General features: G+C 66.7%; 11 protein-coding genes and 1 pseudogene. 2 read left to right on the top strand and 10 right to left on the bottom strand.

What is annotated here, in order from left to right:
• Positions 1-30: 30 nt before the first annotated feature.
• Positions 31-555: pseudogene (locus ACOZBP_RS15035) on the bottom strand (HAD-IB family phosphatase); the annotation flags it as partial.
• Between the two features lie 84 nt (positions 556-639).
• Positions 640-1,167 carry a hypothetical protein gene (locus ACOZBP_RS15030; protein ID WP_422677153.1) on the bottom strand — a complete coding sequence of 176 codons (528 nt, stop codon included), beginning with the start codon at positions 1,165-1,167 and terminating at the stop codon, positions 640-642.
• A gap of 178 nt (positions 1,168-1,345) precedes the next feature.
• Between ACOZBP_RS15030 and ACOZBP_RS15025 the strand changes: the two genes are divergently transcribed.
• A complete protein-coding gene (locus tag ACOZBP_RS15025; protein WP_422677128.1) occupies positions 1,346-2,281 on the top strand; it encodes an Hsp33 family molecular chaperone in 936 nt (311 codons plus the stop codon).
• Here ACOZBP_RS15025 and ACOZBP_RS15020 read toward each other — a convergent pair.
• The 7 genes from ACOZBP_RS15020 to ACOZBP_RS14990 form a co-directional block, all read right to left on the bottom strand.
• Positions 2,278-2,997 carry a CPBP family intramembrane glutamic endopeptidase, BDIM_20840 family gene (locus ACOZBP_RS15020; RefSeq protein WP_422677127.1) on the bottom strand — a complete coding sequence of 240 codons (720 nt, stop codon included), beginning with the start codon at positions 2,995-2,997 and terminating at the stop codon, positions 2,278-2,280. The two genes, ACOZBP_RS15025 and ACOZBP_RS15020, sit on opposite strands and share 4 nt — an antisense overlap.
• 102 nt (positions 2,998-3,099) lie before the next feature.
• A complete protein-coding gene (phoB, locus tag ACOZBP_RS15015; RefSeq protein WP_114817985.1) occupies positions 3,100-3,789 on the bottom strand; it encodes a phosphate regulon transcriptional regulator PhoB in 690 nt (229 codons plus the stop codon).
• A 43-nt stretch (positions 3,790-3,832) separates the two neighbouring features.
• Positions 3,833-4,582 (bottom strand): phosphate signaling complex protein PhoU, encoded by a 750-nt coding sequence (gene phoU, locus ACOZBP_RS15010; protein WP_422677126.1) that lies wholly within the window; start codon positions 4,580-4,582, stop codon positions 3,833-3,835.
• Positions 4,583-4,590: 8 nt separating this feature from the next.
• Entirely contained in the window at positions 4,591-5,463 is an 873-nt protein-coding gene (gene pstB / locus ACOZBP_RS15005; protein ID WP_422677125.1) for a phosphate ABC transporter ATP-binding protein PstB, read from the bottom strand.
• A gap of 4 nt (positions 5,464-5,467) precedes the next feature.
• On the bottom strand, positions 5,468-6,775 hold the full coding sequence (pstA, locus tag ACOZBP_RS15000) for a phosphate ABC transporter permease PstA (protein WP_422677124.1): 1,308 nt from the start codon (positions 6,773-6,775) through the stop codon (positions 5,468-5,470).
• Entirely contained in the window at positions 6,768-8,198 is a 1,431-nt protein-coding gene (gene pstC / locus ACOZBP_RS14995; RefSeq protein WP_422677123.1) for a phosphate ABC transporter permease subunit PstC, read from the bottom strand. Before pstC ends, pstA begins: the two co-directional genes overlap by 8 nt.
• A gap of 107 nt (positions 8,199-8,305) precedes the next feature.
• Positions 8,306-9,730 (bottom strand): ATP-binding protein, encoded by a 1,425-nt coding sequence (locus tag ACOZBP_RS14990; RefSeq protein WP_422677122.1) that lies wholly within the window; start codon positions 9,728-9,730, stop codon positions 8,306-8,308.
• A 149-nt stretch (positions 9,731-9,879) separates the two neighbouring features.
• Between ACOZBP_RS14990 and ACOZBP_RS14985 the strand changes: the two genes are divergently transcribed.
• Entirely contained in the window at positions 9,880-12,168 is a 2,289-nt protein-coding gene (locus tag ACOZBP_RS14985) for a response regulator (protein ID WP_422677121.1), read from the top strand.
• Positions 12,169-12,178: 10 nt separating this feature from the next.
• On the opposite strand, the gene ACOZBP_RS14980 is transcribed toward ACOZBP_RS14985, so the two are convergent.
• Positions 12,179-12,388: a hypothetical protein gene (locus ACOZBP_RS14980; RefSeq protein WP_422677120.1), complete on the bottom strand. Its 210-nt coding sequence runs from the start codon at positions 12,386-12,388 to the stop codon at positions 12,179-12,181.
• Positions 12,389-12,391 lie beyond the last annotated feature (3 nt).

The raw sequence follows: 12,391 nt of genomic DNA, 5'->3' as shown, positions 1-12,391 counted from the left end.
GGCGCCGGCCAGCTTGACCTCGGCGTCGGTCCAGCCGTCGCCGACCATGACCACGGGGCCGGTCAGGTTCAGCGCCTTGATGACCTCGGGCTTGCCATTGTCGCGCGACAGGGGGTTGGTCTCGTCCACGCCGCTGACGCGTCCCTGCTCGTCATAGATCAGGTCGTTGCACAGCACATGATCGGCGGCCACGCCCAGACGGGCGGCGAGCGGCGCGATCACCTCGCGGAAGCCGCCCGACAGGATGTAGACTCGGTCTGCGTGGCGCTCAAAAAAATCGACATTGCGTCGAATCGAGGCGCTGGCCTCATCCAGGATCCGGTCGCTCAGGACCTCGACATGACTGCGGGTCAGGGCCAGCAGGTCCAGCCGTCGCCGCAGGGCCGTCCTGAAATCCACCTGCCCCGACATGGCCTGGTCTGTAAGCGCCGCAATCTCGGCCTTCCTCGCCGTCGCATCGGGCGCGTCGGTCAGGGCGATGTCAGCGAGCGCCTCAAGCGTCTCAATGCGCACCAGGGTGGAATCGAAGTCGAAGATGAAGACGGGCGAAGTCATGCGCCGCACCTAGCCCACCTTCGCAATTGCAGCAATAAAAAGGGGGACCAAAGCCCCCCTTTCCGCACGAATTTTCCAAAAGCCCTACAGTTTGCCGAAGCCGCCCTTGCGCCGGCTTTCCAGCGCCGCGGCGCCGATGGCGGCGGCGATGGTGGCCACAGCCAGCAGGGCGCCGCCCTCTTTCGCATGGTCTCGGGCGAAATCGCCCGCATCCTCGGCATAGCGACGCGCCTGCCGGGCATAGCGTTTCATCGGCCTGCGCGACTTCTTGCGGGAGCCTTGCAGCCAGTGCCGGGCCTGGGCGCGCGCGTCATGACCGAAGCGTCCAGCCTTCTCCCCCGCATAATCGCCCAGGTCAGCGGCGCGATGGGTCAGATCGTCGGCGCCGTCTCGAACCCCGCGCGCGATATCGTCGAAGCGGTGACGCAAGGCCTCGGCGTCGAACCAGCCCCGCGGATCGACCCGTTCACGAAGACGATCATATCGCGTCGGACCGGTACGCTGGTTAAGCAGAAGAGCGGCAAGGCCCACCCCTGCCAGAACGGCGACCACGCCGGCGGTGATCCCTGGATGTTTGCGGACCTCGTCCACGGCGTTGAACTGTCGAACCATGGGCAATCAAACCTCTTCTTGTCGAAACTGTCGTCAGGACAGGAGCGAACCGGGCCGCAAGAGGTTCCGCCACAAACGGCCAAGCTGCAACCTCGCATCGCCGGCCCTTACCAATTGACCGACGCCTCCCTATGTTGCGCCGCTTCCGAACAGTTTCGCCTTTTTCAGGATCTCCGCCGTGACCGATCACGCGCCCGCCGCACAGCCTGCCGCCGCCCCCGCCGACGACTTCGCCGCCGCCTTCCAGATCGAAGGCTGGCCGGTGCGCGGTCGCCTGGTCCGCCTGGGCGAGACGGTCAACACGATCCTCTCGGCCCACGACTACCCGGAACCCGTGGCCGCCCTGCTGGGCGAGGCCTGCGTCCTGGCGGCCATCGTCGGTTCGGCGCTGAAGTTCGAGGGTCGGCTCATCGTTCAGGCCCAGGGCGACGGTCCTGTCCGCTACGTCGTCGCCGACTATGACACCGCCGGCACGCTGCGCGGCTTCTGCCGCTTCGATCCCGAAGAGGTGGCCAAGGCGTCGGAAGGCTTCGCCCGCCCCGGCGCCCAGACGCTTCTGGGCAAGGGCGTCTTCGTGATGACCATTGATCGGGGCGAGGACTTCGAACGCACCCAGGGCATCACCCCGATCGAGGGCGAGAGCCTGTCGTTGTGCGCCGAGCACTACTTCACCCAGTCGGAACAGGTGCCGACCAAGGTGCGTCTGGCCGTGGGTCAGGTGACCACCGAGGCGGGCACGTCCTGGCGCGCGGGCGGTGCGATGATCCAGGTCATCGCCAGCGATGACGCACGCGGCTCGACCGAAGACGTCTGGGAGCGCACCCGCGCCCTGTTCTTCACCCTGGGCGACGACGAACTGATCGATCCCACTATCAGCGCTGAAACCCTGCTGTTCCGCCTGTTCCATGAGGATGGCGTGCGGTTGGAGGGCGCAAGGGCCCTGGCTGCCGTTTGCCGCTGCTCCAGGGAAAGGATCGTCGCCGTCATGCAGTCCTTCCCGCCCGAAGATCGGGCGGAAATGGTCGAGGACGACGGCAAGATCCACGCGTCCTGCGAATACTGCTCGACCGTCTATGAGATCGACCCGACCGAGATCGAACAGCCGACCGCCTAGACCAGCATGAAGATCGCGTTGCCATAGTTGTGCAGGAGGATCGGCAGCAGCACGCTGCCGGTCTTCTCACGCAGCCAGACGAGCAACAGCGCCGCGCCGCCTGTCGACGCCATCAGCAAGGGTTCGAAGGTGAAGCCGCCGTCCGAATAGCCCAGGGCATGGGTCAGGCCGAACGCCAGCGATGACAACGCCGCGCCACAGCCCATGGGCGCCCCCAGAATGCGCAGCGGCTTGCCGAAGGCCTCGTTCAGCATCAACAGCAGGACGCCGCGATAGAACAGCTCTTCGTCCAGGCCCGGCATGGTCAACTGGAAGGCCAGGCTGTCCAGATCGAAACCCTGCCCCGGGAAATAGAGGGCCAGCCCGAGGAACAGAACGGCCAGCAGTCCTGACAGGATCAAGGCGCCGGTCAGGCCCCGTCGGTCCTGTTTCAACGTCAGCCCCGCCCGCCTCCAGCCGATGACCGGCAGGCTGGCTACGACCAGCGACAGCAGGACGGCCAGCGCCTTGCCTTCCCAGTTCCAGTTCGATGAGCCGAACGACAGCGGGATATGGCCGTAACCGCGCGTCAGCACGGCGTCATAGACGGCCATCAGCAGAAGAGCGGCGACCAGCCAGCCCCACCGCACGCGGCCCTTCATCAAAACAGCCGCCGCCAACCCGCCGAGCGCGACAGCGCCGACCCAGGCCAGCATTGCAATGATTGCATCAGGCATCGCGCCTCTCCCCATGACTTCCCGTCATGAGGGCGCACGCCGCGGCTACGGATGCGGGTGACCGAAATTTAACCCGCCGGGCTGCTCCGGCGCGGCGCCGTCCTAGCTGTTCAGGTCCAGCGAATAGCCGGCAGAACGCACGGTGCGGATCGGGTTGACCGTACCCTCGACGTTCAGGGCCTTGCGCAGACGCCCCACGTGGACGTCCACAGTACGGGCCTCGACGTAGACGTCAGAACCCCAGACCGCGTCCAGCAGTTGTTCGCGGCTGAACACCCGGCCCGGATGCTTCATCAGGTGATCCAGCAGGCGGAATTCGGTCGGACCCAGATGGACTTCCTTGCCCGCGCGGCGGACGCGATGGGCGACGCGGTCGATGACGATGTCGGCGTGGTTGATGCGGTCGTCGGCCAGACCCGGCCGGATGCGACGCAGCACGGCGCGGATGCGGGCCGTCAGTTCCGTCATCGAGAAGGGCTTGGTCATGTAGTCGTCGGCGCCGGTGTCCAGGCCGCGCACGCGGTCCGACTCTTCGCCGCGCGCCGTCAGCATGATGATCGGCAGGTTGCGGGTCTCGGCCCGGCCGCGCAGGCGCCGGCAGACCTCGATGCCAGAGAGCTTGGGCAGCATCCAGTCCAGCAGCACCAGATCAGGCAGGCGTTCGTCGACCTGAAGCAGCCCCTCCTCCCCGTCCGCGGCCACGGTCACGTCATAACCTTCCTTTTCCAGATTGTACTGGAGCAGGGTGGCCAGGGCGTCCTCGTCTTCCATCACCAGAATATAGGGTTGCACGTCAGGCTCTCCGGGCAGTCGAAGTCGTCAGCAGGAAGGGAAGTCAGTCGTCCGTCAGATCGGACGGCATGGTCGAGATGTGCGGCGTGGACGTCTGTTCCTCACCGGGACCGGGGACGGCCTTGGGCCGCTCGCCCAGCATTTCCTCGCCCGTGATTTCATAGTGGACCGTCTCGGCGATATTGGTCGCGTGGTCGCCGATCCGCTCCAGGTTCTTGGCCATGAACAAGAGGTGGGTGCAGGCCGTGATCGTACGCGGGTCGCCCATCATGTAGGTCAGCAGTTCGCGGAACAGGGCGTTGTAGTGCTCGTCCACCTCGTCGTCGGTGCTCCACACCGAAAGGGCGCGCTCGATCTCCGACGCCGTATAGGCGTCCAGCACGTCGCGCAGCCGGGTCGAGACCAGCCGCCCCATCCGCTCGATCGAGCGGGTCAGGGGCTGCATGGGCTCGCCTTCAGCCAGGATCAGCGCCCGCTTGGCGATGTTCTTGGCCAGGTCGCCGGTGCGCTCCAGGTCGGAGGCCAGCTTCATGGCCCCAAGCGTCCGGCGCAGGTCCGAGGCCACCGGCTGACGCAGGGCGATCAGACGGATGGACTTCTTCTCGATGTCGCGATGCAGGGCGTCCAGACGGTTGTCGCGCTCGACCACCGCCTTGGCCAACGCCACGTCGCGGCGAGCGACGGATTCGATGGCGTCCGCCACCTGGGCCTCGGCCAGACCGCCCATGCGGACGACCTCGGCCGTCAGCTGGTTCAGTTCGTCGCCGTAAGCCTTGACCGTGTGCTGGTTCATGACTGCCCTTAGCCGAAGCGGCCGGTGATATAGTCGAGCGTGCGGCGCTCGCGGGGATTGGTGAAGATTTCTTCGGTGTCGCCGGTCTCGACCAGCTTGCCCATGTGGAAGAAGGCCGTGCGTTGCGACACGCGCGCCGCCTGGGCCATCGAGTGGGTGACGATGACGATGCAGTAGCGCTCACGCAGTTCGTCGATCAGCTCCTCGATCTTGGCCGTGGCGATCGGGTCCAGGGCCGAGCAGGGCTCGTCCATCAGGATGACTTCAGGTTCGACCGCGATGGCGCGGGCGATGACCAGACGCTGCTGCTGGCCGCCCGACAGGCCGGTGCCCGGCGAGTGGAGGCGGTCGGCGACCTCCTCCCACAGACCGGCGCGCTTCAGCGCCTTCTGGACGATGTCGTCCAGTTCGCCCTTGGAGGTGGCCAGGCCGTGAATCTTCGGCCCATAGGCGACGTTCTCATAGATCGTCTTGGGGAAGGGGTTAGGCTTCTGGAACACCATCCCGACCTGGGCGCGCAGCAGCACGGGGTCGATCTTGCGGTCGTTGATGTCGCCGCCGTCCATCTCGATGCGGCCGGTGACGCGGCAGCCGGGGATGGTGTCGTTCATGCGGTTCATCGTCCGCAGGAAGGTCGACTTGCCGCAACCCGACGGCCCGATCAGGGCCGTGACCGTCTTGTCCGGGATGTCCAGCGAGACATCGAACAGGGCCTGCTTGTCGCCATAGAAGACCGAGACGTCGCGCGCGGCGATCTTGATCGGACCCAGGGGCGCAGACGCATGGGCGCCGACCACCGGAGCGGTCGTCAGGGACGCGGGCTCGCGGACGGCGGAACCGCCGCCCGGGCCCTCTGGGGCGCGGAAAATGTTGAACTTCATAAGACTACCACCGGCGTTCGAACCGCCGACGCAGCAGGATCGCGGCGGCGTTCATGACGATCATGAAGGCGAGGAGCACAAGGATGGCGGCGGCGGTCCGCTCGTGGAACGCGCGCTCCGACGCGTTCTCCCAGATGTAGATCAGCGAAGGCAGGGCGCCGACGGGCTCGTCGATGGCGTGGGGCACGCCGGGGACGAAGCTGATCATGCCGATCAGCAGCAGGGGCGCGGTCTCGCCCAGGGCGTGGGCCATGGCGATGATCGACCCCGTCATCACGCCCGGCATGGCCAGGGGCAGGACGTGGCCGAACACGGTCTGGGTGCGGCTGGCGCCCATGGCCAGTGCGGCCTCGCGGATCGACGGCGGCACGGCCTTCAGCGACGAGCGCGTGGCGATGATCACCGTCGGCAGGGCCATCAGGGCCAGGACCAGACCGCCGACCAGCGGGCTGGCGCGCGGCAGGTGCAGGAAGTTGATGAACAGGGCCAGACCCAGCAGGCCGTAAACGATCGACGGCACGGCGGCGAGGTTGTTGATGTTGACCTCGATGATCGCGGTGAGGCGATTGCGCGGCGAGTATTCTTCCAGCCAGACAGCGGCGCCGACGCCGACCGGAATGGCGATCAGGGCCGTGACCAGCAGCATCAGGGCCGAACCGACCACGGCGCCCAGCAGGCCCGCCAGCTCGGGCTGGGTCGAGTCGCCCTTGGTGAACAGGGCGCTGTTGAAGTGGGCTCGGACAGCGCCCGACGCCTTCATCCGGTCCAGCCAGCCCATCTGCTCATTGCTGATGCGGCGCTGATCCTCGGGCGTGGTCTCGGAGATTTTCCCCTTCAGATAAAGGTCGGCGTTGTCGGCCAGGGGCGCCGTGACCGGCACGGTCTGGCCCAGCAGGCTGGGCTGACGCGCGATCATGCCCGCCGCCTGGAACTTGATCTCCGACGAGAACAGCGCCTTCATCGCCGCGGCTTTCGTGCCCTGCGCATCGTCCTGAATGCCGAGGCGACGCAGCTGTTGCTCAGCGACGATCTGCTCGAAGTTCGCGCCCTGGGGATAGGCGCGGTCGATCCGCGACGCGTCCATGTAGACCGGCAGGGTCACGCTGTGGCTGTAGAAGGCCGTGCGGCCCTGCATGATGATGCTGCCCAGCAGGATCACCAGGAAGACCAGGGCGAAGCCGATGGCCGCGCGGCCATACCATTTGAAGCGGGTCTCACGGGCGTAGCGGCCGCGCAGGCGGGCCTGCAGACGCTCGGTCCGGGGGCTGACGGCGCTCGTCTTCACGCCAATGTCGACGGGCGCGTCAGTCATATTGTTCCCGATAGGCTTGCACGATGCGCATGGCGACGATGTTGAGCAGCAGGGTGACGACAAACAGGGTCAGGCCCAGACCGAAGGCGGCCAGGGTCTTGGGACTGTTGAACTCCTGATCCCCGGTCAGCAGCGTAACGATCTGCACCGTGACGGTCGTGACCGTATCCAGCGGGTTCAGCGTCAGCTTGGCGGCCAGACCGGCGGCCATGGTCACGATCATGGTCTCGCCGATGGCGCGCGATATGGCCAGCAGGAAGGCCCCGGCGATGCCCGGCAGGGCGGCGGGCAGCAGCACGCGCTTGACCGTCTCGGACTTGGTCGCGCCCATGGCGTAGGAACCGTCGCGCAGGGACTGCGGCACGGCGTTCATGATGTCGTCGGACAGGGAGCTCACGAAGGGGATCAGCATGATGCCCATGACCGCGCCGGCTACCAGGGCCATCTGGTTCTGCACCAGCAGCAGGTATTGGCCGATGCCGTCCAGCGGTCCCCCGACCAGCCAGCCGCCGATGGTGTTGAAGAAGACGCGGAAGGCCGGTCCCACCGTCAGGGCGGCGAAGAAGCCGTAGACCACGGTCGGCACGCCCGCGAGGACCTCGAGCAGAGGCTTGACCACGGCGCGGGTGCGGCGCCCGGCGTATTCGGAAAGATAGATGGCCGAGAACAGGCCGATCGGTCCGGCCACCATCATGGCGATCATCATGATCAGGAAGGTGCCCGCGAACAGGGGCACGGCTCCGAAGGCGCCCGATGATCCGATCTGGTCCGCGCGGATCGCCATCTGCGGGCTCCACTTGGTCCCGAACAGGAATTCCGTGATCGGCACCGAGTTGAAGAAGCGCAAGGAGTCCCACACCAGGGAGAAGATGATGCCGAGCGTCGTCAGCACCGCCACCGCCGAGCAGGCGAACAGAACGATGCTGATCCAGCTCTCGACCCGGTTACGCGCGCGCAGGTCGGGACGGATGCGAACGAAGACGAAGACGCCGCCCAGGATGGCTGCGATCAAGGCCGCAACGCCCCCGCCCCAGTCCAGGACCGACGAGATGCGATGGGCGCGACGCCCCTCGGCCGGCAGTTCCTCGGCATAGGGCGCGGGCCAGATCTGCTGGGCTTCCAGACCATCGCCGATGCGGCGCGCATCCGAGAAGAAGGCCTCGCGACGGAAGGGTTCCAGCTGAGTGACGGCGTCCGGCGCCCCCGCCGCCATCATCTGGCGCTCCAGCGGCGTGGAAAGGATCGACGCGGCGATCAGCATCACCAGGGCGGGCATGCCGACCCAGATCAGGGCGTAGAGACCATGCTGGCCGGGACGCGAATGGGCCCTGACGCCCAGGCTGCGACGCACGGCCAACCTGCGCCCGCCCAGATAGGCGAGCACGGAGAATGCGATCAGCAGTAACAGGAAAATCCAGATCATCCGGGTCCGTGCACGCGTGAATCATTAACGTGCCGGGTCCGGCGCGTTTCGGCCGGGAAACTGCCCGCGATTGGCGAGCGGAATAAGACGGCCGCGTGACAGTTCTGTTACGGCGTCGATCCGCCCACAGTTTCCGCCTCTCGTACGGGCGCCAACGGGAAACAGGCGGCGAAGATCGCGCCCTGCCCCAGCGCACTGTCGACGGTCAGCCCGCCTCGGTGACGGATGATGATGTGACGGACGATGGCCAGACCCAGGCCCGTACCCTGGCGCTCGCCGCTCTTCTGGCCTTCGACGCGATAGAAGCGTTCGGTCAGGCGCGGCAGGTGTTCACGGGCCATGCCCGGCCCGTGGTCGCGCACCGTGACCACGGCGTATCTCTGACCCGCCTCTCGATCCGGCGTGGCCAGCGACAGGCGCGTGCCTTCAGGCATCCGCGCCGCCATGGCCTCGTCCAAAGTCCGGTCACGGTCGATGGACAGTTCCACCACGCCGCCGCTGCTGGAATATTTCAGGGCGTTGTCAATCAGGTTCTGGATGACCTGAACGATCTCGTCGCGATCACCCGAGACCGTCGCACCGCCCTGCCCCAGGTCAGCCTTGATGGTCACGCCGCGTTCGCGTGAGATCACGCTGACCGCGTCCACCACGTCGGACGCCGCTCGCGACAGGTCCACCCGACCCAGCGGCGCGATATGCTCGTTCAGCTCGATCCGGCTCAGCGACAGCAGGTCCGCGACGAGCCGCCCCATGCGATCCGCCTGAATGGCCATGATGTCGAGAAACCTGTCGCGCGCCTTGGGATCATCCTTGGCGTGCCCCTTCAGCGTCTCGATGAAGCCCGACAACGAGGCCAGGGGCGTGCGCAGTTCGTGGCTGGCGTTGGCCAGGAAGTCGACTCGCATCATCTCCATGCGTCGCGCATCCGTCTCGTCGCGCAGCGCCAGAAGCGCCATGGCCCCCGCGCCCCACAGATGGGCGTCTCGTTCAGGCAAGGGTCGCACGAAGGCGCGCCAGTGCCGTTCCTGGGCGCCGCCGCCGACATAGTCGACCGTACTGCTGAAATCCCCGAACAGGGCCTCGTCCACCGCCTCCAGCACCTTGGGATCGCGGATCACCGAGACCAGCAGCCCCGCTCCCGTTCCGGTCAGCCGGAACAGCTCGCGCGCCGCAGCATTCGCCAGGGCGATGCGACGGCCGGCGATGTCGTCCGCCTCGCCACCGCTGATGATCAGGATCGGATCACCCAGGGCTTCAAACACATCGCCCAGCAACGCGCCGTCCGGAACGAGATCGACAGGGCTGCTTCCGTCCAGGTCGCTGATGCTGGCCAGAGCCGGCGGCCGACGATTGACCAGCCAGGTCGCCGTCGCCACCGCCACGGCCCCCGCCGCCAGCCAGCCCGCCAGTTCCGGCTTCATCACCGCCAGCACCGCCATCACCAGAATCGCCACGCCGCCGCTGGCCCCGGCGGTCCAGAGCCGGGACGAGGCGGTCGGCGCAACCGGCGAAGGCGAATGCTCGTACGGCATGAAGATCGACGTTATCTCATTGTTCAGCGACTGACCCTATGCTGACCGCGACTCGAAGGGCGATCGGATGGGCGAAGTTTGTCGCGCATAGCGTATTTTGTTCACCGATTTGCGGCAGTCTTTTCGAAGGGGCTGGAGGGGCTTGCGACGTGAATACGATCCTGAACTGCCTGGTTCAGCAACATGACTGGCGGATTCTGCCATTCGCCCTGCTTGTATCGACATTCAGCCTGCTGATCGCTCTCTCCCTGTTCGATCGCGCCCGTAACGTCGCGCGACGATCACGACGTGTCTACCTGATCGCCGCGCCCCTGGTCGCCGGCCTGGGGGTGTGGAGCACGCATTTCATCGCCATGAAGGCCTACGACGTCGGCGTGCCGGTCCGCTACAATGTCGGGGAAACGGCCGTCTCGCTTGGCGTCGTGGTCGTCGCCTTCTATGTCGCCATGCATCTGGCGCTGGCCGAAGCCGGACGGATCAGTCGCGTGGTCGCTGCTCTGACATGCGGCCTTGGCGTGGCTTCAATGCATTTCATGGGCATGGCGGGACTGCGCATGTCGGGCGCCACCCTGTCGTGGAACGCCCCCTTGGCGACGGTCGCGGTCGTCGGCGGCATGCTGCTGGTCAGCGCCATCGCCCTCCTGCCATGGCGGGTCGGCTTCAGAAGGCTGATCGCCGCCACCCTTCTGGGAACGCTCGGCGTCTGCTGGCTTCATTTCGTCGCCATGAGCGCCGTGATCATCACGCCGACGCCCGGCGTGCTCCTGCCGAGCGCCGCCGCCGCCGAAGCCACCCTGACCCTGTGGATCGGGGCCAGCGTCGGCTTGCTGGCCATCATCGCCGCCTTCCTGACCGGCATGGTCTGGTGGTCGCGCCACAGCGCCCTGGGCCAGCTTCGCGAAGCCATCGAGGCCATGCCTGACGGCCTGGGCTTCTACGACGCCGACGACCGACTGGCGATCTGGAACCAGCGCTACGCCGACGTGAACCCCGAGGTCGCCGCAGTCCTGAAGGTCGGCATCACCTTTCGGGAAATTCTGGAGGCCGGCCTCAAGGCCGGCATCTATCCCTGCGCCGAGGGCCGCGAGCAGGCCTGGGTGGCCGAACGTCTCGCCAACAGGCGCCGCCCGCTGGGAGCCATGGAACAGAATGTCGGCGACCGCTGGCTGCGGGTTCAGGATCGCCGCACAGCCGAGAAGGGCACGGTCACCGTCTGCTCTGACATCACCGACCTGAAACGCGACGCCCAGGCCTTGGCCGAAGCGAAAGACGCCGCCGACACAGCCAACCGCGCCAAGAGCCAGTTCCTGGCCAATATGAGTCACGAGATCCGCACCCCTCTCAACGGCGTCATCGGCGTAGCCCAGGCCCTGGCCCGCACTGATCTGGATGTGCAGCAGCGCGAGATGCTGGACCTGATCCATTCTTCCAGCCGGACGCTTCAGACCCTGCTCAGCGACATCCTCGATCTGGCGCGCGTCGAATCCGGCCGTCTGGAGCTGGGCGAGGAGCCTTTCGATCTGGCCCGTGCGACGGAAGAAGCGGCCCAGCTCTACGCCGCCGCCGCCCGCGACAAGGGACTGCAGTTCTTCGTCGAAGTCGCGCCCGAGGCCCGCCTCTGGGTCCACGGCGACGCCGTCCGTCTGAAGCAGATCCTGACCAATCTGGTTTCCAACGCCGTGAAGTTCACCGCCTCGGGCTTCGTCAGCCTGACGGTCGACGCCGGGCCGCAAGGCCTGCGCTTCGTGGTGCAGGACACCGGCATCGGCTTTGACGCCGAGACGCGCGACCGGCTGTTCAGCCGCTTTGAACAGGCCGACGGCGACATCACGCGACGCTTCGGCGGCTCCGGCCTGGGACTGGCGATCAGCCGCGAACTGGCCGCCATGATGGGCGGCGGTCTGGGGTGCGAGAGCGAGCCGGGCGGCGGCGCCGCCTTCATCCTGACCCTGCCCCTGCGCCCGGCCGAGGCCCCCGCTGTGCCGAAGCCGACGGTCGTTGCGTCCGGGGACTCGGTCTTTGTCGAGAACACCCGTCGCCTGCGCATCCTGGTTGCCGACGACCATCCGACCAACCGTCGCGTGGTCGAACTGATCCTGGATCAGGAAGCCGTCGATCTGGTCTCGGTCGAGGACGGGGCCCAGGCGGTCGAGGCCTGTCGCGCCTCGGCCTTCGATCTGGTGCTGATGGACATGCAGATGCCGGTCATGGACGGGCTGACGGCGACGCGCGAAATCCGCCTGCATGAGGTGGCCATGGGGGCGCCGCGCACCCCGGTCGTCATGCTGACCGCCAACGCCCTGCCGGAACATATCGCGGCCGGGCTGGACGCCGGGGCCGACCGCCATCTGGCCAAGCCGTTCAGCGTCGAAGCCCTGCTGGCCATGGTGCAGGAGCTGACCACGGACGCGCCTCAGGCCGCGGTTCAAGCGGCCTGAGGGTCTTCGTCTATTCGTAGCCGTGGGCGGCTTCGTTGATGACCTGTGACGGCATGGTCGAGAAGTCGATGCTGACCGGCTTCACCGCCTTGGCCTGAAACGTCTTGATGACGTGTTCCAGCCGCTTGCGGACCTCCTGCGTCGCCTCGGCGTCCGGGTCGAGACCTAGCGGCGCCAGGCAGAATTCGATGATCGCGTGGGGTCGGTTCAGAGGTTCCATAGG

This window comes from Brevundimonas sp. NPDC058933 (genome assembly GCF_049315965.1).
In the GTDB taxonomy this organism is placed as follows: Bacteria; Pseudomonadota; Alphaproteobacteria; order Caulobacterales; family Caulobacteraceae; genus Brevundimonas.
The sequence above is the reverse complement of the archived record's forward strand: the minus strand, read 5'-3'. Positions and strand labels throughout refer to the sequence as shown.